17 protein-coding genes and 1 pseudogene are annotated in these 22,778 nt (G+C 62.4%); 5 read left to right on the top strand and 13 right to left on the bottom strand.

The genetic code is table 11. From position 1 onward, the window contains the following. The first annotated feature begins 72 nt into the window (after positions 1–72). Positions 73–852, top strand: coding sequence for a hypothetical protein (locus tag EK373_RS04725; protein ID WP_129641572.1), 780 nt, complete (start codon positions 73–75; stop codon positions 850–852). Positions 853–854: 2 nt separating this feature from the next. Here EK373_RS04725 and EK373_RS04720 read toward each other — a convergent pair whose 3' ends face one another. Together EK373_RS04720 and EK373_RS04715 are read right to left on the bottom strand one after the other, a co-directional pair. Beyond that, positions 855–3,344 (bottom strand): ABC transporter permease, encoded by a 2,490-nt coding sequence (locus EK373_RS04720; RefSeq protein ID WP_157994221.1) that lies wholly within the window; start codon positions 3,342–3,344, stop codon positions 855–857. After that, the gene (locus EK373_RS04715; protein ID WP_129641570.1) at positions 3,341–4,018 is read right to left on the bottom strand and encodes an ABC transporter ATP-binding protein; all 678 of its coding nucleotides are present in this window, start codon (positions 4,016–4,018) and stop codon (positions 3,341–3,343) included. Before EK373_RS04715 ends, EK373_RS04720 begins: the two co-directional genes overlap by 4 nt. A gap of 139 nt (positions 4,019–4,157) precedes the next feature. Here EK373_RS04715 and EK373_RS04710 point away from each other — a divergent pair, with 139 nt between their 5' ends. Together EK373_RS04710 and EK373_RS04705 are read left to right on the top strand one after the other, a co-directional pair. Beyond that, entirely contained in the window at positions 4,158–4,775 is a 618-nt protein-coding gene (locus tag EK373_RS04710; protein ID WP_407676188.1) for an arylesterase, read from the top strand. Positions 4,776–4,798: 23 nt separating this feature from the next. Beyond that, a complete protein-coding gene (locus EK373_RS04705) occupies positions 4,799–6,493 on the top strand; it encodes an AMP-binding protein (protein WP_129641568.1) in 1,695 nt (564 codons plus the stop codon). Here EK373_RS04705 and hemE read toward each other — a convergent pair. From hemE to EK373_RS04660, 9 genes are all read right to left on the bottom strand, one after another. Next, positions 6,490–7,575 carry a uroporphyrinogen decarboxylase gene (hemE, locus tag EK373_RS04700; RefSeq protein WP_129641567.1) on the bottom strand — a complete coding sequence of 362 codons (1,086 nt, stop codon included), beginning with the start codon at positions 7,573–7,575 and terminating at the stop codon, positions 6,490–6,492. The genes EK373_RS04705 and hemE overlap by 4 nt on opposite strands. Positions 7,576–7,601: 26 nt before the next feature. Then, positions 7,602–8,765 carry a deoxyguanosinetriphosphate triphosphohydrolase gene (locus tag EK373_RS04695; RefSeq protein ID WP_129641566.1) on the bottom strand — a complete coding sequence of 388 codons (1,164 nt, stop codon included), beginning with the start codon at positions 8,763–8,765 and terminating at the stop codon, positions 7,602–7,604. Beyond that, positions 8,762–9,862, bottom strand: coding sequence for a 3-dehydroquinate synthase (aroB, locus tag EK373_RS04690; protein ID WP_129641565.1), 1,101 nt, complete (start codon positions 9,860–9,862; stop codon positions 8,762–8,764). Before aroB ends, EK373_RS04695 begins: the two co-directional genes overlap by 4 nt. Then, entirely contained in the window at positions 9,859–10,407 is a 549-nt protein-coding gene (aroK, locus tag EK373_RS04685) for a shikimate kinase AroK (RefSeq protein ID WP_129641564.1), read from the bottom strand. The genes aroB and aroK overlap by 4 nt, the downstream gene beginning before the upstream one ends. Positions 10,408–10,576: 169 nt before the next feature. Then, entirely contained in the window at positions 10,577–12,799 is a 2,223-nt protein-coding gene (gene pilQ / locus EK373_RS04680; RefSeq protein ID WP_198683067.1) for a type IV pilus secretin PilQ, read from the bottom strand. A 20-nt stretch (positions 12,800–12,819) separates the two neighbouring features. Next, positions 12,820–13,341: a pilus assembly protein PilP gene (locus EK373_RS04675; RefSeq protein ID WP_129641562.1), complete on the bottom strand. Its 522-nt coding sequence runs from the start codon at positions 13,339–13,341 to the stop codon at positions 12,820–12,822. 37 nt (positions 13,342–13,378) lie between these two features. Beyond that, positions 13,379–14,038, bottom strand: coding sequence for a type IV pilus inner membrane component PilO (locus EK373_RS04670; protein WP_198683066.1), 660 nt, complete (start codon positions 14,036–14,038; stop codon positions 13,379–13,381). Further along, positions 14,035–14,646 (bottom strand): PilN domain-containing protein, encoded by a 612-nt coding sequence (locus EK373_RS04665; protein WP_129641561.1) that lies wholly within the window; start codon positions 14,644–14,646, stop codon positions 14,035–14,037. Before EK373_RS04665 ends, EK373_RS04670 begins: the two co-directional genes overlap by 4 nt. 1 nt (position 14,647) lies before the next feature. Beyond that, entirely contained in the window at positions 14,648–15,709 is a 1,062-nt protein-coding gene (locus EK373_RS04660; protein WP_198683065.1) for a pilus assembly protein PilM, read from the bottom strand. A gap of 525 nt (positions 15,710–16,234) precedes the next feature. Between EK373_RS04660 and EK373_RS04655 the strand changes: the two genes are divergently transcribed. Together EK373_RS04655 and EK373_RS04650 are read left to right on the top strand one after the other, a co-directional pair. Then, positions 16,235–18,712 carry a penicillin-binding protein 1A gene (locus EK373_RS04655; protein ID WP_129641560.1) on the top strand — a complete coding sequence of 826 codons (2,478 nt, stop codon included), beginning with the start codon at positions 16,235–16,237 and terminating at the stop codon, positions 18,710–18,712. A gap of 45 nt (positions 18,713–18,757) precedes the next feature. Next, entirely contained in the window at positions 18,758–19,378 is a 621-nt protein-coding gene (locus tag EK373_RS04650; protein WP_129641559.1) for a hypothetical protein, read from the top strand. 100 nt (positions 19,379–19,478) lie between these two features. On the opposite strand, the pseudogene EK373_RS34195 reads toward EK373_RS04650, so the two are convergent. After that, positions 19,479–20,775, bottom strand: a pseudogene (locus EK373_RS34195) (citrate synthase). Between the two features lie 340 nt (positions 20,776–21,115). After that, positions 21,116–22,603, bottom strand: coding sequence for a M48 family metalloprotease (locus tag EK373_RS04640; RefSeq protein ID WP_157994220.1), 1,488 nt, complete (start codon positions 22,601–22,603; stop codon positions 21,116–21,118). Positions 22,604–22,778: the final 175 nt, after the last annotated feature.

The raw sequence follows: 22,778 nt of genomic DNA, 5'->3' as shown, positions 1-22,778 counted from the left end.
CGGACCCGCTCGACATATGCGCCTACGTCCTTTTGTTAACCTGCCACGCGTTATGGCAATCGGACCACGCGGATGGATCGCAGGTACATCGAGAACGAGCACGTCGTAGATCGCTACTTGTCCGGCGACCTGACGGTGCGCGAGGCGCGCGAGTTCGAGAAGTTCTGTCTCGACAATCCGGCCTTCCTGCAGGCCTTGCCGATTCCCGTGCGTCTGAAGACGCGCCTGTCTCGTCGTCCGGCCGACGGCAGCGAGACGGGCGTATTCGAAGCGATTCCATCCAGCTCGACGCGCGCTGTGATGGAAGAAACCGACGATGGTTTCGATCCCGAAGAAGCGCGGGAAGAAATGCGCCGGAGCCGCTCCGGCTTCGCCGTCAACAGCGTGCTCGTCATGGGGTTGGGGCTCGCGCTGCTGATTGCCGCTGCTGCTGCGGTGATATTCGGCCTGCAAGTGCGTTCGCTGTCCGAACAAATGCAAGTCGCCGCGGACGAGCAGAACAGTACACAGATGCAACCGCCTGGCAGCGTGCAGCGCTACAAAGCGCAGCTGGTCGCAGCCAAGCCCGGACAGCCGACGCTCGCGCTCGGCTGGGTCACGCCCGCGCAGCTGCTCGACATCAGCATCGACGCGACCGACGGCAAGATCCAGCAGTTCCAGATCACCATCGACAGAAACGACGGCGTGCGGGTGATGCAGATCAAACGCATCATGCGCGACTCCAACAAGGAAGTGCGCTTCAGCCTGAACTCATCCGCCTTCGGCCCGGGCGACTATCTGGTGAAAGTCGAAGGTTACAACTGGCGCGGCCAGACCCAGACCGTCGGCTGGATGATGCTGGGTCTGCAGTGATCTCATCCGCCGCGCAGCGTAGCCACCGGCGGATGATTTACGACTGAGCGCGTCGCCAGGGTTCCGCTGAGCCCGACCAGCACCGCCCCGGCCACCAATCCCACCGCCCACACGGTCATATCGAACGTGTAGTCGAGATTGAAGATCTCGGTGGCGAGGAAATATCCCGCCGCCGTTGCGCCGATCGCCGCGAGCGTCCCCGACAGAATCCCCAGCGTCGTGAATTCCGCCGCCACTCCTTGCAATACGACGCGACGGCTCGCGCCCAACGTTCGCAACATCGCGCTCTCGTAACGCCGCTCGTCGCGGGTCGCTTGTATGGCAGCCAGCAGCACCGTGACGCCCGCGAGCAGCGTAAACCCGAACACGTACTGCACGGCTAACGAAGCCTTATCCATCACTCCACGCACTTGCGTGAGGATCGCTTCGAGGTCGATGGCCGTCACTTCCGGAAACTGGCGCACGAAGTCCATCAGCACCGGCCGCTGCTCGCGAGGAATGTGCACGCTGGTGATGTAGGTGCCGGTGCTGTCGTTGAGCGTGCCGGGCGAAAACACCATGAAGAAATTCGGCCGGAACGAATCCCACTGCACTTCACGGAAGCTGGTGACGCGAGCCACGATGGTCTCGCCAGCTACGTCGTAAGTCAGCTCGTCGCCGAGCTTCAGGCCCAGCGCTTCCGCCATTTCCACCTCAACCGACACGCGCGGCCCACCGCCGTCGTTCGGACGCCACCATTCGCCGGCGACCAGCTTGTTGTCGTCCTGCATGGTCTCGGCCCAGGTGAGATTCGCTTCGCGATCCAGAAAATCCCGGCCGCGATCGCTCTGGAGTTGCAGATCGCCGGCCGACTTGCCATCGATCTTGATGAGCCTGGCGCGAATCATCGGCACCAGCTGCGGCGGCCCGATCGAGCGCTCTGCGAAGAACTCACGGACCGGCTCGGTCTGGTCCGGACGGATGTTGATCATGAAATGATTGGGCGCATTCTCCGGCAGGCTCGCCTTCCACTCTTGCATGAGGTCATTGCGAACCACCGCGAGCAACAGCAACACCATCAGGCCCAATCCGAAGGCGACGATTTGAATGACGCTGTCGCGACCGCGCCGCGCGATATTTGCCATGCCGTATCGCCACGACACGCCGACGCTGCCACGCAATCCGCTCAATGCACGCACCAGAACCCAGCCGGCAAGCATCAGCGCCGCGAACGTCACAAACGTTCCGCCGAACACATACAACAGCAGCTGCGCATCACGAACCAACCACGCCAGCAGCGCGACGAGCGCGGCGAGTGCCGTTCCGTAGACGGTGACGTAGCGCAGCGGAGGCGGCTCGAGATTGCGTCGCAGCACCCGGGCCGGCGGCACGAAGCGCAGCTGTAACAACGGCGGCAGCGCGAAGCCAATCAGGATCAGCACTGAAGTCACGATCCCCAAACCGCCGGCGCTCAGCGATGGCCTTGGCAGCTCGCCGCGCACCAGATCTTTCAACAGATAGGCAATGCCTTCCTGAGCCGCATACCCGATCACCGCGCCGACGATGCCTGCGATCAAACCGATCATCAGTAACTCGAGCACGCTGATGGACAGCACGAGTCGCTGAGGCGCGCCCATGCTCTTCATCAACGCGACGGTATCGAGATGTCGGGCGACATAGCGTCGCGCCGAAATCGCCACGGCAATTGCAGCCAGCAGGATGGTCACCAAGGCGGCGAGATTCAGGAATCGGCTGGCACGGTCGATGGCGGAGCGGATCTGCGGGCTGGCATCGGCCAGGTCGACGATGCGCTGGCCGGGCTTTTTGATTTCCGTCAGCCGCTGTTTGAACGCTGCGACGGCCTGCTGCTCTCCCGCGAATAGTGCGTAGTGAGAGATGCGGCTGCCTTCCTGCGCGAGCCCGGTCGCCTCGACCTCGTCGAGACGCATGAGCAAAGTCGGCGCGAGGTCGACGAACTGCGAGCCTTGGTCAGGTCGATAGTCCAGCACGCGGGTCGCGGTGAGCTCGCTCGAGCCGACGCGAATCTTGTCGCCTACCTTGGCGCCGAGCTGCGCAAACAAGCGTGCTTCGAGCCATGCCTCGCCGGGCCCGGGAATCGTGGTGACTTCCTGCGCAGGGCCAAACGGTACATCTGCAACTTTGACGCGTCCTCGCAGCGGATACTCGGGAGAGACCGCGCGAATCGCCGTCAGCGCGCTGTCTTCGCCATTGAACACGACGCTCGGGAAGTTGGACAGCTCCGCGGTTTTCAGGCCCGCGTCTTTGGCCATCTGAAAATACTGTGAATCCAGCGCCGAGCGCGATTGCAAGCGCAGGTCTGCCGCCAAAACTTCGCCCGCTTGCTGATCGACCGCGAGACTCACGCGACTGGTGAAGAATCCCACGGCGGTCAGCGCCGACACGGCAACCAGCAGCGCCAGCATCAAGACTCGCAGCTCGCCCGATTTGCCGTCGCGCGCCAGTGCCAGGATTGCGAGCCTCAGCGCTTTCATGCGGCGACCTTGCCGGCGTCGATGCGAATCGTGCGCCCGCATCGCTGCGCAATCGCGTTGTCGTGAGTGACCACGACCAGCGTGGTCTGCGCGGCGCGATTCAGCTCGAACAACAATTCGATGATGCGCTCGCCGGTCGCCGAATCGAGATTGCCGGTCGGCTCATCCGCAAATAACAATGCGGGCCGCGTAACGAACGCGCGTGCGATGGCGACGCGTTGTTGCTCGCCGCCAGAGAGTTGCCGTGGGTAGTGCTCACGCCGCGGCATCAAGCCGACCTTTTCCAGCACTTCCGATGCCGCCTCGCGCGCTCCGGACCTTCCGGCAAGCTCCAACGGCAACATTACATTCTCGATGGCGGTGAGGGACGGCACGAGATGAAAGCTCTGGAACACGAAGCCCACATGCTGGGCGCGCACCGCGGCGCGGCCGTCTTCATCCAGCGCAGTGAGTTCGGCGCCGTTCAGCCAGATTCGTCCGTCAGTCGGTTCGTCCAACCCGGCGAGCAAGGCCAGCAACGTGGATTTGCCCGCGCCCGACGCACCGATGATGGCAACGGTCTCGCCGGCCTGAATACTCAGATCGACGTCCGCCAGGATGGCCAGCGTTCCCTCCGGACTGCTAACCTGCTTGCTGATTTTTTCCGCTCTGAGGACCGGTTGCGCAATGCTCATGTCGAGATCTGAATCTGGATCGTTGGGCAAATCAGAATTGCGGCTGCTCGCACTGTTAAACGACACGGCGCGGGCTGTCTCAGTGTGCCAGCGCCAACTTAGCGGAAACTTATGCCGCGCTGTCGCGATCGGTTTCAGCCTGGCGGTATTCAGTCTGCTGGGGCTGGGACTGGCGCTGCCAGGTTTGGTTCAAGCGGCGGCAGCACCGAAACCCATCCTGGTGCTCGGCGACAGCCTGAGCGCCGGCTATGGCGTCAAAGTGGATGCCACCTGGGTGGCCTTGCTGGAACAACGGCTGGCCAAGCAAGGTTACGGGTACCGCGTAGTCAATGCCAGTATTAGCGGCGAAACGACCGGCGGTGCGCGCAGTCGGCTGCCCCGTGCATTGGAACTGCACAAGCCAGCGGTTGTCATCATCGAGCTTGGCGGCAACGACGGCCTGCGCGGCCTGCCATTGAAACAGGTACGCAGCAACTTCGAGTACTTGATCGAGACCAGCCAGGCGACGCAGGCCAAGGTGGTGCTGGTAGGCATGCGCATGCCGCCGAACTACGGCGCCGAATATGCCAACACCTTCCACGCACTGTATGGTGAGCTGGCGAAAAAATACGACGTGCCGCTGGTCGATTTCTTTCTGGACGGCGTGGCGCTGGACGACACCCTGATGCAGTCCGACGGCATCCATCCCAATGCCACGGCACAACCCAAATTGCTGGACAATCTGTGGCCGGCACTGAACAAGGTACTGAAAAAATGAACGCGATCGCGCAGGGGGCGCCGATGACGGCCGAGTCCACCAAGCCCTGGCTGAAGAGCTATCCAGCCGGCGTGCCGGAGCTGATCAATCCGAATCAATATGCCTCCGCAGTCGAGCTCATCGATGGCGCCTGCACCCGCTTCGCGGAGAAGCCGGCGTTCACCAGCATGGGCCGCACGATCACGTACGCGGAGTACGAGCGGCTGTCGCGCGACTTCGCGGCGTATCTGCAAAGCATCGCGCACCTGAAGAAGGGCGACCGCATCGCTCTGATGATGCCCAACGTTCTGCAGTATCCGATCGCGTTGTACGGCGCGCTGCGCGCCGGCTTGACCGTCGTCAACACGAATCCGCTGTACACCGCCCGCGAGCTGGAGCATCAACTCACCGACTCCGGCGCGAAAGCGATCGTCATTTTCGAGAATTTCGCGCACACGCTCGAGCACGTCATCGACAAGACGCAGATCGAGCACGTGATCATCACCGGCGTCGGCGATCAGCTGAACTTCCCGAAGTCGGTGCTGGCCAATCTGGTGTTGCGCCATGTGCGCAAGCAGGTGCCGCACTACGACTTGCCGAACGCGGTGCGCTTCAACAAGGCGCTGCAGCGAGGTCGTTTCGAAACGTTCACGCCGATCGCGATGACTCACGACGACATCGCGTTCCTGCAATACACCGGCGGCACGACGGGTGTTGCCAAGGGCGCGATGCTGACGCATCGGAATATCGTTGCGAACGTGTTGCAGGCGGAGTCGTGGATCGGTACGTCCGCCAGCGTCGGTCAGGATACGATCATCACGGCCTTGCCGCTGTATCACATCTTCGCACTCACCGGAAATTGGCTGGTGTTCGTGAAGCTCGGCGCGCACGACGTGCTCATCGTCAACCCGCGTGACTTCCCGGCGTTCGTCGCCGAGCTGAAGAAATTCCGCTTCACGTACATCAGCGGCGTGAACACGCTGTTCAATGCGCTGCTGAACACGCCCGGCTTTGCGGAGGTCGACTTCAGCGCGCTGCGCATCACCCTGGGCGGCGGCATGGCCGTACAACGTTCGGTCGCGGAGCATTGGAAAAAGGTCACTGGCAACGTGCTGACGCAGGCGTGGGGTTTGACGGAGACGTCGCCCGCGGCCTGTATCAATCCGTTCGGCGAGGACTTCAACAACTCCATCGGCCTGCCGATTCCTTCGACCGAGATCAGCATTCGCGACGACGACGGCAACGACCTGGGCATCGATAAAGTCGGCGAGATCTGCATCCGCGGGCCTCAGGTTATGCGCGGTTATTGGAACCGTCCGGACGAGACGGCGAAAGTCATGATGGGTGACTGGCTGCGCACCGGCGACATCGGCCGGCTCGACGCGAACGGCTACGTGTTCATCGAGGATCGCAAAAAAGACATGATTCTCGTGTCCGGCTTCAACGTCTATCCGAACGAGATCGAAAGCGTGGTCGCCGCTCATCCCGGCGTGCTCGAAGTCGCCGCGGTCGCGAAGGCCGACGAGCACTCGGGCGAAGTGGTGGCGCTGTTCGTCGTGAAGAAAGATCAGTCGCTCACCGAGCAGCAGCTGATCGATTTCTCACGTCAGCAGCTCACCGGGTACAAGGTGCCCCGGCATGTCTATTTCAGGAACGAGCTGCCGAAGACCAACGTCGGCAAGATCCTGCGTCGCGCGCTGCGCGATGAGTTGAAGAAAGAAGCGACCCAGCGCGCCTAGCGTTGGGCGTGATACTGCGGGCTCAGCTCGTGCACGGCGGCGATCATCGCGCCGGCGTGCTCGGGCGGCACCGCCGGATGAATACCGTGGCCGAGATTGAACACGTGCCCATGGCCGTGCCCGTAGCTCGCGAGCACTCGCGCCACTTCCTCACGAATTCGCTCAGGCGCCGCATACAGGCAGTTGGGGTCGAGATTCCCTTGTAGCGCCACGCGGTCGTTCACGAGACGTCGCGCGTCGCCGAGATCGGTCGTCCAGTCGACACCCAGTGCATCGCAGCCGGTCTGCGCCATGGTGCTCAGCCAGTCACCCGCTCCCTTGGTGAACAAAATAACCGGCACGCGTCGACCTTCGGCTTCGCGCGTCAAACCATCGACAATGCTCTGCATGTAGTGCAGCGAGAATTCCCGATACTGAGCCGGCGTGAGCACGCCGCCCCACGTATCGAAAATCATCACGGCCTGTGCGCCAGCGGCGATCTGCGCGTTGAGATAAGCGCGAGTGGAATCAGCGAGCAGCTGTAACAACGCCCGCAAGGTCGCGGGCTCGTTGTACATCATCGTCTTGATGCGAGAGAACTCACGCGAGCTGCCGCCCTCGACGATATAGGTGCCCACAGTCCATGGGCTGCCGGCAAATCCAATCAGCGGCACACGGCCGTTCAGCTCCTTTCGAATCAAGCTCACCGCATCCATCACGTAGCGCAGCTCGACATTCGGATCCGGAACGCCCAGCTTCTCCACATCCGCCTTCGACCGCACCGGCCGCTCGATGCGCGGCCCTTCCCCCGTCTCGAACTGCAGCCCCAAGCCGAGCGCGTGCGGAATCGTCAGGATGTCGGAGAACAGAATGGCGGCGTCGAGCGGATAACGATCCAGCGGCTGCAACGTCACTTCGCAGGCCAGCTCCGGCGTCATGCACAGCTTCAGAAAATTCCCCGCACGCTCTCTGGTCGCACGATACTCCGGCAGATAACGCCCGGCCTGACGCATCATCCACACGGGAGTGCGCTCCACCGGCTGCCGCAACAGCGCGCGGAGGAACAGGTCGTTCTTTGGGGTCGGTCTGTTGGCTGTGCTCATGGCCGCACTTTACCAGTTGCCCCGCCTCAGCTGCGCTTGGCCGGATCGAAGAGGCGTTCGTGTTCGACGATGGCGTAGCGGTCGGTCATGCCGGCGATGTAGTCGGCGACCGCGCGGGCGCGGCCCGGTTCGCCGGATTGGGCTTCCATCTGGGTGGCGATCTGCTGATGCTCGGTAGGCAACAGCTCGGGGCGGGTGAAGAACGTTTGGAACAGGCTGCTGACGACCGCGTCCGCTTTGTTGGTCATGCGCAGGACGCGATAGTGACGGTATACGTGCTGGAGCAGGTAGCGCTTGAGTTCGAGATGTTCGGCCTGTACCGGCTCGCTGAATTTGACTAACGCGCCGGGCGCGGCGCGCACCGCTTCGACGTCGGCCGGGGCGGCGGCGCGTAATTGGGCGGCGGTGTTTTCGATCAGATCTGTCACGACGTACGCGATCATGCGACGGATGACTTCGTGCACGAGCCGCCGGCCGTTCAACGCTGGATAGGCAGCCATCACCACGTCGTACTGTCGCTGGAACAGCGGCACTCGTTTCAATTCGTCGACGGTGATGAGGCCGGCGCGCAGACCGTCGTCGAGATCGTGATTGTTATACGCGATCTCATCGGCCAGATTGGCGATCTGCGCCTCCAGCGTCGGTTGCCGGCGGTGGATGAAACGTTCGCCCAATTCGCCGAGCTGGCGCGCATTGTTCAGCGAGCAGTGCTTGAGAATGCCTTCGCGCGTCTCGAAGGTGAGATTCAAGCCAGCGAAGGCGGCGTAGTGCTCTTCGAGCTCGTCGACGACACGCAGCGACTGCAGGTTGTGCTCGAAGCCGCCGTAATCTCGCATGCAGGCATTGAGCGCATCCTGCCCGGCGTGCCCGAACGGCGTGTGGCCCAGGTCATGAGCGAGACAAATGGCCTCGCACAGAGTTTCGTTGAGCCGCAGCGCTCGCGCGATCGTGCGGGCGATCTGCGCGACCTCGATGGAATGGGTCAGGCGCGTGCGAAACAGATCGCCTTCGTGATTGACGAAAACCTGGGTTTTATAAACCAGGCGTCGAAACGCCGTGGAGTGCACGATGCGATCGCGGTCTCGCTGATACTCGCTCCGGTAACGCGGCGCTTCCTCCGGATACTGACGACCCTTCGAACGGGTGTCGCAGGAGGCGTAGGGCGCGAGCGGCGAGGGCGCGGCGCTCATGCAGCGGCGTCGAAATGCGTTCGCATCGTGGCGGCGAACGCTTCGCCGGAATAGTCGCTGACGACATCCGCCTTGCCGAGGCTTCGCAACAGCACCAGGCGCAACTTGCCGTCGAGCACTTTCTTATCGAGACCCATCAGCTCGCGCGCACGCTCGGCGCCAATGCGCGGCGGGTCTACCGGGAGGTTGAATCGCTTCAGCAAAGCGATTGCGCGTTGTTTGTCGGCGCTCGGCAACCAGCCCAGCCGCTCGGACAAATCAGCGGCCATCACCATGCCTGCCGCAACCGCCTCACCGTGCAGCCAATTGCCGTACCCCGAGGCTGTCTCGATGGCATGACCGAAGGTGTGACCCAGATTCAGAATGGCGCGCAAGCCGTGCTCGCGCTCGTCGACGCCGACGACTTCGGCCTTGATCTCACAGGAGCGACGCACTGCGTAGATGACCGCGCTGTCGAGTCGTTTCAACAAAGCCTCGGCATGCTCTTCGAGCCAGGCGAAGAACGTCGGATCGTAGATCAAACCGTACTTCACGACCTCGGCGATGCCAGCGGCAAACTCCCGCTCGGGCAGCGTGTGGAGCGTGGCCGTATCGGCGATCACACAGCGCGGCTGATGGAATGCGCCAATCATGTTCTTGGCGCTCGGGTGATTGACGGCGGTCTTGCCGCCGACGGACGAATCCACTTGCGCGAGCAGCGTCGTTGGCACCTGGATGTAGTCGATGCCACGTTGATAACAGGCTGCGGCAAATCCTGCCATGTCGCCAATGACGCCGCCGCCGAGCGCGATCACGGCGGCATCGCGATTCATACGCTCGCTCACCAACGCATCGAAGATTCGCGACAGCGTGTCCAGCGTCTTGTGTTGCTCACCATCCGGCAGCACGAGCGCCGCCGTACGCTGATGCTTCAGCGCCGTTTGCAGCGGCCGCAGGTACAGCGGGGCGATGGTTTCATTGGTGACGACGAGCAGATTGCGGGCGGCAATGTGCTCGCTCAGCAACTCGTCGTCCTCGAGCAGGTGCGGCCCGATCAGGATGGGATAGCTGCGCTCGCCGAGCGCGATGTCGACTCTTTGGTGCGGTTGGTGGCTCATGCTGGGGACAGCTCCTGCAAACGCTGCACGACCTCGTCGGCAACCGCGCGCACCTGCCGGCCATCGGTGCAGACCACGACGGCAGCGATCGATTCGTATAGCGGAGCGCGGAAGGTCATCAGCTCGCGCAGCTTGCACTCGGGATTTTCGGTGTACAGCAGCGGGCGCTGGCGGCCGTGCCGGGTGCGCTCCAACTGCTGGTCGACGCTGGTCTGTAAATACACCACGTGGCCGCGACTCGCGAGGTGCTCGCGGTTGAACGGCGACAGGACGGCGCCGCCGCCGGTGGCGACGATCACATCCTGCATCTGAGTGAGCGAGTCGATCACTTCGCGCTCGCGCTCGCGAAAGCCGGCCTCGCCTTCCTTCTCGAAAATATAGGGAATATCGACGCCGCAGCGATGCTCGATTTCGGCGTCGCTGTCGTAGAAGTGAAGGTGCAGCAGGCGCGCGAGCTGCTTGCCCACGGCGGTCTTGCCGGAGCCCATCGGGCCGATCAGGAAGACGTTATTGCCGCGCGCCGGCTTGGTCGGTTCGGAGGTCATGACAAGGCCGGACTATAAACGAAACAGGCCGCCCGAAGGCGGCCTCACCGTTACTAGTACAGCCCGGGTACATGGATGTACCCCGCCGCTTCAGCGGCGGCGAGCGGGCAAAAGTCACGTCTTTTGCCCTACTCGCAGGAGGGTCGTGGCAGGATGCCCGATCCCGACTTTAATAAAGACTGGAGCCCTCGCGCAGGATGCGCGGGGTCACGAAGATCAGCAGCTCGTCCTTGTTGTCCGTGGTCGTGTTGTTCTTGAACAGACGGCCGACGACCGGGATGTCGCCCAGGTACGGCACCTTGACCTCGGCTTCGCGACGCTCGGTTTCCAGGATGCCGCCGAGCACGACGGTCTGGCCGTCGTTGACCAGCACCTGGGTCACGATTTCGCGGGTATCGATCGAGGGCACGAAGCCGCCTGTGGCGCTGGCGACCAGCTGACCGACGCTGTCCTTGGACACGGTGAGGTCGAGGATCACGCGGTTGTCCGGAGTGATCTGCGGAGTCACCTTGAGGCTCAGCACGGCCTTCTTGAACTGAGTGGTCGTGGCGCCGCTGGACGAAGATTCCTGGTAGGGAATTTCCACGCCCTGCTCGATGGTTGCTTCACGCTGGTTGGCCGTGATCAGGCGAGGCGAGGAGATGATCTCGCCACGGCCTTCGGCCTGGGCCGCCGACAGCTCCAGGTCGACCAGGTAGTCGGAGTCGATCAGCGCGAGCGCGAGACGGCCAGCCGGGTTGGCGGCCGGCAGGTTCACCAGATAACGGTCGGCCGCGGTCTCGGGCAGCGTAAATCCACCCAGCTGACCCGAGTCGCCGTTGGTCGGCGTGCCGATGCCATCGGGGAAGCCGTCTTGGTCGCGGTCCTGGCCGCCAGCCACCGCCGGGTACGGGCTGATGCCGACACCGTTTTCGCCGTTCAGCGGGCCGCCCAGCAGGCCGAGGCCGTCGCTGCCGCCCTGATTGAAGGCGACGTTCGCACCGAAGCGCACGCCGAGGTCGCGGCTGTAATCGTCGCTCACGATCACGATGCGCGCTTCGATCATCACCTGCTTGACCGGGATGTCGAGCGTCGACACCAGGCGACGGATATCCGCCAGGCGCTCAGCCGTATCCTGCAGCAGCAGGGTGTTGGTCCGTTCGTCGATCGCGACGCTGCCGCGCTCGGAAATCAGCGAGCCGGCGCCCGACTTGATCAGCGTGGCGAGGTCGGAAGCCTTGGCGTAGTTCACCTGCAGGTACTCGGTACGCAGTGGCGAGAGCTCCTGAGCTTCCTTGCGCGCGGTCAGCAGCTCTTTTTCGCGGGCCCCGATCTCTGCGGCCGGCGCGATGAAGATGACGTTGCCTTCCTGACGGGAATCCAGGCCCTTGGTGCGCATCACCACATCGAGCGCCTGATCCCAGGGAACGCTCTGCAGACGCAGCGTCACGTTACCGGCGACCGAGTCGCTGATGACCATGTTCTGACCGCTCGTGTCGGCCAACAGCTGCAACACGGCGCGGGTTTCGATGTCCTGGAAGTTCAGCGTCAGGCGCTCGCCGACGTATTCCTTCTTGTCGCGCAGCTCGGGCGGCAGCTTCACGACCGGCTTCACTTCGATCGTGTAGATGTTGTCGGACTGATAAGCGAGCTGTTCGAAGTCGCCGGAGGCGGAGATGACGAGGCGAGTGCCGTCGCCGACGCGCAGGGCGTCGACGCTGCTCACCGGCGTGGCGAAGTCGACCACGTCCAGACGCTGCAACAGGTTTTCGGGGATCGCGGTCTTGGCGAAGTTGACGACGATCTTGCTGCCTTCCTGGCGCAGGTCGGCCGGCACCTTGGAATCGGTCAGCTCGACGATGACGCGGGCCGAGCCGTCACTGCCGCGACGGAAGTCGATATTGTTGACGCTGCGTACGCCGGACACGGAGGCAGCGGTGCCGGGACGCTGAGCCGCGGCGGCGAGGCCGCCAGGCTGTGCGCTCGACTGCAGCGAGCGGCCGGTGCCGGGGGAGGCGAGCGACACCACGATGGTGTTGCCTTGAACGCGGGTTTCGTAGGGAACCAGTGAGTCGACATTGAGCACCACGCGGGTGCGGCCGTTCGCCTCCGCGACGTTGACCGTGTCGAGCACGCCTTGTTTCACGTCGACTCGACGCGAAGTCATCGCGACCGAAGTCGCCGGCAGATCGAGCGCGATGCGCGCCGGATTGTCGACGGTAAATGTGAGCGGTGTGGGCGCGCCCTCGGACAGGCGGAGCGTGAGCTCCACTTTGTTTCCGGCGGTGGCCTGGGCCTCGATGCTTTCCAGTCGATTGGTGGACTGCGCCCAGGCAGCCTGGCCGAACCCGGCCAGCGCGGCCAAGGTCAGGACCAGTCCTGCGGCAGACCGTTGCACGCTTGAGAACAACATTCTGTGTTTCTCCCTGAGAATCATTCGTTCAGCGCCAGCGCCGCTGGCCGCTCGATGTATCCGCCGAGACCGTCCGGGACGATCTCGATGATGGAAATACGCGTGGGCGTGATGCTGACGACGCGGCCGTCGTTCTGACCCATGAAGCTGCCCGGCAGCACGCGATGAACCAAGCCATCCTTGCCCTGGACCAGACCAAAGTTCTTACCCTGCAGCTGCAGAGTGCCAACCATGCTCATGGTGTCGAGCGGGAACTGTTCGAGGAATTCGCGCGTGCGCTTGCTGTCCGGGCGCACGGCGTTGGCCACGTCGCTACGCGTCGGTGCGCTCGGCACGAACGGCGAACGCATGTTCGACGCGTTGTACGCGAAACCTTCGTAGGCCTTGATCTCCGGCAGCGGCTCGACGCGCTCGCCAGGACGGCTCTTGATTTCAGCGACCTGCGCCTTCAGCTTTTCCATATCCGTCGAGCAGCCGCTCAGCCACAGCAGGGCGAGCGCGCCGGTCGCGAATGTTCGAAGATGGTTGCTATGTACCGTCATAAGTGACTGCTCTTGACGTTATCCGTGAAGCCCCGTGTCAACCGCCCGCGTTCGGCCGGCGACCCGCCGGTCCCTGCGGTTTCTGGGCAGCTTGTTCCTCTTCGTCGAGATAACGATAAGTCTTGGCCGTGACGTTCAACTGCAGCTGGTCGGTGCCCGTGTCCTTACCCCCACCCGGCAGAATTTCCACGTCGTGCAACGTCACGATGCGCGGCAGAGCGGCGATGCCACTGACGAACGCTCCGATTGCGTGATAGCTACCTGTGAGTCGCATCTTGATCGGCAACTCGGCGTAGAAGTCCTTGTTGATCTGCGCCTCGGGCTGGAACAGCTGTTGATCCAGACCTGCGCCGGCGCCCTGCTGCGAAATATCGGTCAACAGGTTCGGCACTTCGGTCTTATCGGGCAGCTTACGTAACATGGCGCCAAAGGAGCGCTCCATTTCGGCGAGCTGCGCCTTGTAGTTGTCCAGATTCGCTGCCTTGCGCGCCTTGGTTTCCAGCGTCAGCAACAACTGGGTCTCCTCAGCGCGCGCCGAGTCGAGCTCCGGCTTCTTGTCCTTCCACGCCAGGAAGTAGGACATCACGCCGGCGGCGACCACGAAGATCAATGCAATGGCGCCGAGCCGGAACGGCAGCGGCCAGCGACTCGGATCGTTGGGATCGAGGTCGCGCAATTGCTCGACGAATGTGCTCACGACGCACCTCCCGGACGACGCGCACCCGCAGGCCCGGTCGCGTTCTCCTGCGCCGGCGCAGCCGCCACTTGCGGATTCTCCTGGATCGCGTTCAGCGTGAACTGCGAACCCGCGTCGGAAGCGCCCTTGGTCTCGAGAATCTGCAGCGCCGGGTCCTTCAGCCACTCGGACGCGTCGATGTTGCGCATGTAAGAGGCCACGCGCGTGCTCGACTGCGCGATGCCCTTCAATTCGATCTTGCGGTCGGTCTGTTTCACTGAGGTGAGATAGATGCCGTCGGGCGTGGTGCGCACCAGCTGATCGAACACGTGCACGATCTCAGGTCGGCTCAGCTCGAGCGATTCGATCACTGTGATGCGCGCCTGCAAGCGTTGCTTTTGCTCTTCCAGATCCAGGATCTCGGCAATCTGCTTGTCGAGCTCTTTGATCTCTTCGTTCAGATAGCTGTTGCGCGCCATCTGATCGTCGATCGCCGACTGCATCTGCCAGTTGACTACGAAGTACACCAAAGCGGCGCCCAGCAGCGCAGCGACCGCCCCGACCCCGAATTCCTGACGCTTGCGTTTGCGTTCCGCTTCCCGCCAGGGCAATAGGTTGATTCTTGGCATGTCAGTCGAAGCTCCGTAACGCGAGACCGCACGCTGTCAATAATGCGGTGGCATCTTTCTTGACCGCCTGCGCCTTGGCCTTCTGACTTACCTTCATCTGACCCAGAGGATCGCCTCGTTGTGATTCGATGCCGACACGACTTTGGATCATTTCCGCGGCGCCCGGAATGTTGGCGCAGCCACCGCAAATCAGAATCTGTTCAGGCTGCTCGCGGCCGGCGCCCGAGGCGAGGAAGAACTGCAGCGAGCGGCTCACCTGCTGGCACATATCGTCGATGAACGGGCCGAGCACTTCGGTTTCGTAGTTGCCCGGCAGACCACCTTCTTTCTTGGCACGGCCGGCTTCTTCCATGCTAAGGCCGTACGTGCGCATCACTTCTTCTGTTAACTGCTGACCGCCGAAGGCGAAGTCGCGCGTGTAGATGACTTTCAGATCTCGCAGCACGCTGAACGTGGTCGAGCTGGCGCCGAAGTCGACCACCGCGATCACGCGGCCGAGGCCGCCATCGGGCATCTGGTGAGTGAGCAGGCGGCAGGCGTTCTCGAGCGCGAAGGCTTCCACGTCCACGATCCGCGCGGTCAGGCCAGCGGCAGCACATGCGGCGATCCGCTGTTCGACGTTCTCGGAGCGGGTCGCAACCAGCAGCACGTCGAGCATGTCTGGATCCTTCTCAGAAGGACCGATCACTTCGAAGTCGAAGCTGACTTCTTCCATCGGGAAGGGGATGTACTGGTCGGCCTGCATTTCCACCTGGCCTTCCAGCTCGTTCTCACCCAGCGTGCGGGGCATCTGGATGACTTTGGTAATCGCAGCGTCGCCGCTGATCGCCACCGCCGCTTCCTTGGCGCGCGCGCCTGAACGCTTTACAGCTCGCTTGATCGCCTCGCCGACGGCATTGGCATCGACGATGGCCTTTTCGTTGATGGAATTCGGCGGAGTGGCTTCCGCCGCATACGACTCCACGCGGTATTGACCGCCGCTCATGCTCAATTCAATGAGCTTGACCGAGGAGGTAGTGATGTCCAGCCCCAGGATGGGTCTGGATTTTGCGGTTAACAGCACGCTGGTTCCCTTTCTTGATCAACCACTTAGGGCACGATCGGAGATCGGACGCGAAACACGGGCGGCAACTATATACAGCCGTGACTTAAGTTGAATGTGAGGAGCCTCACGAAATACCATCGCGGTATTCCCGCACCAAAAGTGCTTTTTTTGCAGTAGTCAGCGCATTTCGGCTGCGTTCATTGGCCAGAGACGAAGCAGATCAGAGCCTTACCTCCTGAACAGCGTCGAATCTCTCCTCGGACCGCGCGCTCTCCTGCCGATATCCCTGAACGCCGTTTGCGGTTTCGTGCCGCAGACCCAATCGGTGTGAAACCTCAGAGTCGTGTGCAACGATCTTCAGGGTCTGGCCTCAAAGTCAGCCAGAGGAGGCATTGTTACTATCGGTCGACCCCCAGACCGATGGCGCGATGCCGTGGAGCTTCGTCCCAAAGCCAGATTATGTTCATGGGTTCGGGGCTAATATTGCCTAGCAGCTTTTGATATAGCAACTGGCAAAGCAAGGACTTAGGATTTTTAGTTGCCATGCGACGTTACCTCAAATCCCCTCTTCGGCTGATCCTCGCGGGCATGATCGGAGCGGGCGGCGCGGCGGTCCTCGGACTGGCCGGCGCCTATCAGTACCTCCGACCCAGCCTGCCGGACGTGAGCGCCATCAAGGACATCCGGCTGCAGGTGCCGTTGCGCGTGTTCAGCCGCGACGGGCGACTGATTGCCCAGTTCGGTGAGCAGCGCCGCATCCCGTTGTCCTTCGAAGCCATTCCCGGCCAGATGATCAATGCGGTCCTGGCGGCCGAGGACGATCGTTTCTTCCAGCACGGTGGCGTCGACTATCCGGGCCTGGCGCGCGCCGTGCTTCGTCACCTCCTGTCGGGCAACAAAGCCGAGGGCGGCAGCACGATCACGATGCAGCTGGCTCGCGGCGTGTTCCTGAGTCCGGAGAAGAGTTATCGCCGCAAGATGGTGGAAATCTTCACCACGCTGCGCATCGAGCAGGAGCTCACCAAGCAGGAAATTCTCGCGCTCTATCTGAACAAGATGTTTCTCGGCCAGCGCGCTTACGGCATCGGCGCCGCGGCCGAGGTTTATTACGGCAAGGCGGTCGATCAATTGACGCTGCCCGAGATCGCGGTGATCGCTGGCACGTTCCGTCTGCCGTCGCGTGACAATCCGGTCGCGAATGCGGAGCTCGCCCGACAGCGGCGTTCCTATGTATTGCGTCGTATGCGTGAGAAAGAATTCATCACGCAGGCCGAGTATGAGTCGGCATTGAATGCGCCCGTCGAGTCGAAGCTGCACGGACCGGCGGTCGAAGTCGAAGCGCCGTACATCGCGGAGATGGTGCGAGCCGAATTGTTCGAGCGGCTCGGCGCCGACGCGTACACCGCAGGTTATGAAGTCGTCACGACAGTCGACAGCCGCCTGCAACACGCAGCGGTGAAAGCATTGCGTGGCGCATTGCTCGATTACGATCAGCGCCATGGATATCGCGGCCCCGCAGGACGCGTCCCATTGCCGTCAGGCGCGCGTGAAAAGGAATGGTCGCAGGCGCTCGAGGAATACGCAGTGCGCGGCGGTCTCGAACCTGCTGTGGTCATCGCGACGGAAGAGAAAAGCGCGGTTGCTTACTCGCGCAACGGCGGCCGCATCAACTTGGGCTGGAGTGCAATCAGCTGGGCACGCAGCCCGCTGCCCGATGGTAGCGTCGGCCCCCAATTGCAACGCGCGGCTGATGTGCTTGCGGTCGGCGACATCATCTATGTCGCTCAAGAAGTCTCCGGCAACTGGCGCATGGTGCAGGTGCCGGAAGCGCAGGGCGCGTTCGTTGCCATGGATCCGCAGGATGGCGGCATCGCTGCGCTCAGCGGCGGCTTCGATTATTTCGCCAGCAACTACAACCGCGCCGTGCAGGCCAAGCGCCAGCCGGGATCCTCGTTCAAACCTTTCCTCTACTCGGCGGCGCTCGACCAGGGCTTCACGCCTGCGAGCATCGTCAACGACGCGCCGCTGGTGATCGAGGATGCGGCGCTCGAAGGCAGCTGGCGCCCGCAGAACAACTCTCGCGAATTTCGCGGTCCGATGCGTCTGCGTGAAGCGCTGGTCCGCTCGCGTAATCTGGTTTCCATCCGCGTGATGAATTCGTTGGGGCCTGCGTATGCCACGCAGTTCATTTCGCGCTTCGGCTTTCCAGAGAACAGCTTGCCGCGCAATCTGTCGCTCGCTCTGGGCACGGCGCAGGTGTCTCCTTTGGAGATGGCCAGCGCTTACTCGGTGTTCGCGAACGGCGGGTTCCGCATCGAGCCCTATTTCATTCAACGCATCATCGACACCAACGGCAAAGTCGAGTTCGAGGCCCAGCCCAAATTCGCCTGCGCCGACTGCGTACAGCCGACGCCCACCGAGACCGAAGGCGGCCCGACCAATCTGCTCGATGCGCCGATCACCACCGCCACCAACGACGAGACGCGCTGGGGCGGCCGCACTTATCTGCAGGAGAAGTTTCTGGCTCCCCAGGTGCTCTCGCCGCAGAACGATTATTTGATCACCGACATGATGGCGGATGTCGTCAAGCGGGGCACCGCCGTGCGCGCCCTGCAATTAAAGCGAGGCGACATCGCGGGCAAGACCGGTACGACCAACGATCGTCGCGATGCCTGGTTCTGCGGCTTCAACAGCTCGCTGGTCGGCACCGCCTGGGTGGGCTTCGATCAGGAACGTTCGCTCGGCCCGGGTGAAGAAGGCAGCCGCACGGCGCTGCCGATGTGGATCTACTTCATGTCCGAAGCGTTGAAAGGTGTGCCCGAGCAAAAACGCACCCCACCCCCGGGGCTCGTATCCATGCGGATCTCGGCGGATACCGGCCTGGCCGCACGGCCCGGCGATCCGAACGCTATTTTCGAGACCTTCATGGCCGGCCATCTGCCGCCGCAAGCCGAAGTCGACACAGCGCTGCCCGGCGACGAAGACGAAGAGAACAAGGAAAAGGACGACTCGCTGTTCTAGCCGAAGCGTGCGGATGGCGGATCGGTTCTGATTACGGGAACGAAGATGAGCAAACGAAGTAATCCACGCGCGGAGCAGCTGCGCATGGCATTGGCGCAGGAGGCGGCACGCATCATGTCCGAGCAGGGCATCGATGATTACGGTCTGGCCAAGCGCAAGGCGGCCGAGCGCCTCGGGGCGACTGACATCGCGGTGCTGCCGAAGAACACCGAGATCGAAGCCGCGCTGGCCGCGCACCATCGTTTGTTCGACGGCGACAAGCACTCCACGGCGCTGAGTGCGTTACGCCGCACAGCGCTACAGGCGATGAAGTTGCTGGATAGCTTTCAGCCGCGCCTGGTGGGACCGGTGCTCAGCGGCACGGCGTCGGCGCACTCGGAAGTGAACCTGCACTTGTTCGCGGACAGCCCGGAACGGGTGACGCTGCACCTGATGGACAAGAATATTCCGCATCACCTGGCCGAGCGCCGGCTGCGTTACGAGCCGAATCGGCTGGTTTCGTATCCGGTCGTGCAGTTCGTCGCGGGGGATCGGGAAATCGACGCGGTCGTGTTTCCCATCGATGGCATTCGCCAGTCCCCGGCCAGCCCGGTGGACGGCAAGCCGATGCGCCGCGCAGATGCGGCGGAGTTGGAATCTCTACTGGAATCGGGTGAGCCCGGATGACTTTTCGAGGCGACTTAACGTCGCCTCGAACCGGGCGAACGCCGGTACACGGAATGTACCGGCTGGCCAACGCTCCAGGGATGGCTGCTTGAGATGACTCTCAGCGCTTCTCGATTTCGACGTACTTGCGATTCGCCGGGCCGGTGTACAGCTGGCGCGGACGGCTGATCTTCATGGTCGGATCGGCAATCATTTCCTGCCAGTGCGCCACCCAGCCGACGGTGCGCGCGATCGCGAACATCACCGTGAACATCGACTGCGGAATGCCGATCGCGCTGTAGATGATGCCGGAATAGAAGTCCACGTTCGGATACAGCTTGCGCTCGACGAAGTACTCGTCCTTCAACGCGATCTCTTCCAGCTTCAGCGCCAGCTCGAACAGCGGGTTGTCGGACTTGCCGAGCTTCGCCAGCACCTTGTGAGCCATGGCGCGGATGATGGTCGCGCGCGGGTCGAAGTTCTTGTAGACGCGATGGCCGAAGCCCATCAGCTTGAAGTTGTCGTTCTTGTCCTTGGCCTTCGCGAGGAACTTCGGCACGTTCTCGACGGTGCCGATCTGCTCGAGCATCGCCAGCACGGCTTCGTTCGCACCGCCGTGCGCCGGGCCCCACAGGGCCGAGATGCCCGAAGAGATCGCCGCGTACGGATTGGCGCCGGTGCTGCCGGCGAGACGCACGGTCGATGTGCTCGCGTTCTGCTCGTGATCGGCGTGCAGGATGAACAGCAGATCCAGCGCCTGCGCCTGCACCGGATCGATGTTGTACTGCTCGCACGGCACCGCGAAGAACATGTGCAGCATGGTTCGCGCAGTAATCCAGATCGTTGCGCGGGTACATGAAAGGCTGCCCGAGCGCGTGCTTGTACGCGGCCGCGGCGATCGTCGGAATCTTCGCGATGATGCGATGGGCAAAAATCTCGCGATGGCGCGGGTTATTGATGTCCATCGAGTCGTGATAGAACGCCGCCATCGACGCCACCACGCCCGAGAGCATCGCCATCGGGTGCGCGTTGTACTGGAAGCCGTTGAAGAATCGCAGCAGCGATTCGTTGATCATCGTGTGGTACTGGATGGCGTGCGTGAATTCGGCGAGCTGCTCGGTGGTCGGCAGCTCCCCGTTGATCAGCAGGTACGACACTTCCAGGAAGTTGCTCTTCTCGGCCAGCTGCTCGATCGGGTAGCCCCGGTACAGCAACACACCGTTGTCGCCATCGATGAAAGTAATTTTACTTTCGCACGACGCCGTGGCCATGAAGCCCGGGTCGAACGTAAACATGCCGTGTTCCTTGGCGAGATTGCCGATGCTGAGCACATCGGGCCCGAGCGTGCCGCTCTTCACTTCGGCGAGCGACTTCTTGCCGGTCGCCAGATTGGTCAGTTCAAACTTCTTTTCAGCCATGACGATAACCTGGGAGCTAATTTCGCAAACAGATGCCACAGGGGAAGCCTGACCGGGCGCTTCGGTGAGGGAGCATCTGGCCAAGCCGTGGAGAAACGAGCGAGCCCGTCCGTAGGCATTCGTTCGTCGCGGCTTTTTGCAAGCGCAAAAATCGGAGGCGCAGACTTACACGTCATCGCCAGCGAATCAAGCATGGAGACTGTCGTCAGACATTAGGAATGTGCATCGCTGCGGCTGCGACGCTATAGGCTCGACTCGGCTGCCGCGAAGTCCGCCGTTGTCTATTAGGCGGACTTATCTTTCCTTCGGCGAGATTAATCCTCGCGTCGAATAACTCCGACTACTGCACGATCTTGATGAGCTGGCCGGGCTGCGGCTCTTTGTTCGGGTAGAGGTCGTTGAGCAGGCGCAGTTGCTGTTCGGCGTACTCGGGCAACGGTGAAGTTTTCGCAAGATCGGCAATGCGTGTCGTCTCGGTCGCCCGGATCGTCTTGATCTTGTACGGCTCGGCGAGCGCGAACTCGTTCTGCCTCAGGCGCCGGAAGGTTTTCACCGAGGACATGAACAGCGCGTCGGCCTTGGGCGCGCCGGTGGAACCCTTGCTGGCGCCGGCAAAAATGTAGGCGAGATTGTTGTGATAGAGAACCACGTAGCGGGCCGGCATCAGGCCGAACGGCGTGTTCGCGGCTCGCACCAGGGCGGTGTAACCCTGCAACCCATTCACCTCGATGGGCTCTGACTGACTGGCGCTGGAGCGCGCGAGCAGGCGTGAAAGAAATTCACGCGGCCCGGTGTTCGGCGGCGGCGCCTGCGTCTGCATCTGCAGAACGCTGTCTTTCTGCGGCGAGAGTGCGACGACGCGATCGGCCTGGTTCTCGACCGTCCAGCCGCTCGGGAAGGCCAGCGTCAGTCCCATGTCGGCGTGATAAAAGCGATTGCCTTTGAGCACGCCTTGCGAGCGACTCGGCCCCATCGGCAGACCTTCGATCTGCTTCAGATATTTCTCGCGGCCGGGATCGAGATTATCGGTCGGCCCACCTTTGAGCTTGTCCGCGGCTTTCACCACTTCGGTGAGACGCTGATCGTTGTCCGGGTGAGTCGCGAACACGCCGTGATAGACACGCGGCTCCCGCTTTTCCTCTCGAGCGCGCGCGATCTCGTACATCTCCTGGTTCTTCAGCAGGCGCACGACGTCGATCATGCTCTCGGGCGCGTAGCCGACCTTGGTAAGGTATTCGGCGCCGAGACGATCGGCCTCGAGCTCCTGATCTCGTCCATAGCCGCTGACCAGCGCCGCGCCAGCATAGTTGGCGAGGCCGGCAAGATCGGCGCTGCCCGTGAACAGGCCAACTGCGGCCGCGCCGATATTCGACAACGTCGACTTGCTCTGCTGCCGCACCGGATGCCGTGCGGTGACGTGTCCGATCTCGTGACCCAGCACGGCGGTCAGCTCGGCCTCCGAATTCAAGTAATTCATGATGCCGCGGGTGATGTAGACGTAGCCGCCGCCGGTCGTGAAGGCGTTGATGTCCTCGCTGTCCAGGACCATGAAGTGATATTCGAGCTCGGGACGGTGACTGGCCTTGGCAGCACGCTGGCCAACGTCGTTCACATAGGCCTGCAGCTGCTGGTTCTCGTACGGTCCACCGAACTGCTGCATGATCATCGGGTGAACTTCTTTGGAGCGCTTGATCTCGCCGGATTCGCTCTGGAACACCAGATCCGGGCTGCCGGTCACGGGATTGGAAGCGCAGCCGCTCAGCAGCGCAGCCGGTCCGGCGGCGAGAGTCACGAGCAACACGGCGCGAACAGAGTTTTTCAGCGGCATGGCGGCGTCCAACTCGGCAACGGCGAGGTGGCCATTGCACTCCATAGCTCTATGTCGATGCAAATCGTCGCGAGTTCCCTGACTGGATTCCCTTTACCGGCAGAATGGCGACCGGAACAACGCGAACGACAAAAGGGCGCCCCGGAAACCGGAGCGCCCCTTCGATGTAGAGCCC

This window comes from Peristeroidobacter agariperforans, assembly GCF_004138335.1.
Taxonomy (GTDB): Bacteria; Pseudomonadota; Gammaproteobacteria; order Steroidobacterales; family Steroidobacteraceae; genus Steroidobacter; species Steroidobacter agariperforans.
The sequence above is the reverse complement of the archived record's forward strand: the minus strand, read 5'-3'. Positions and strand labels throughout refer to the sequence as shown.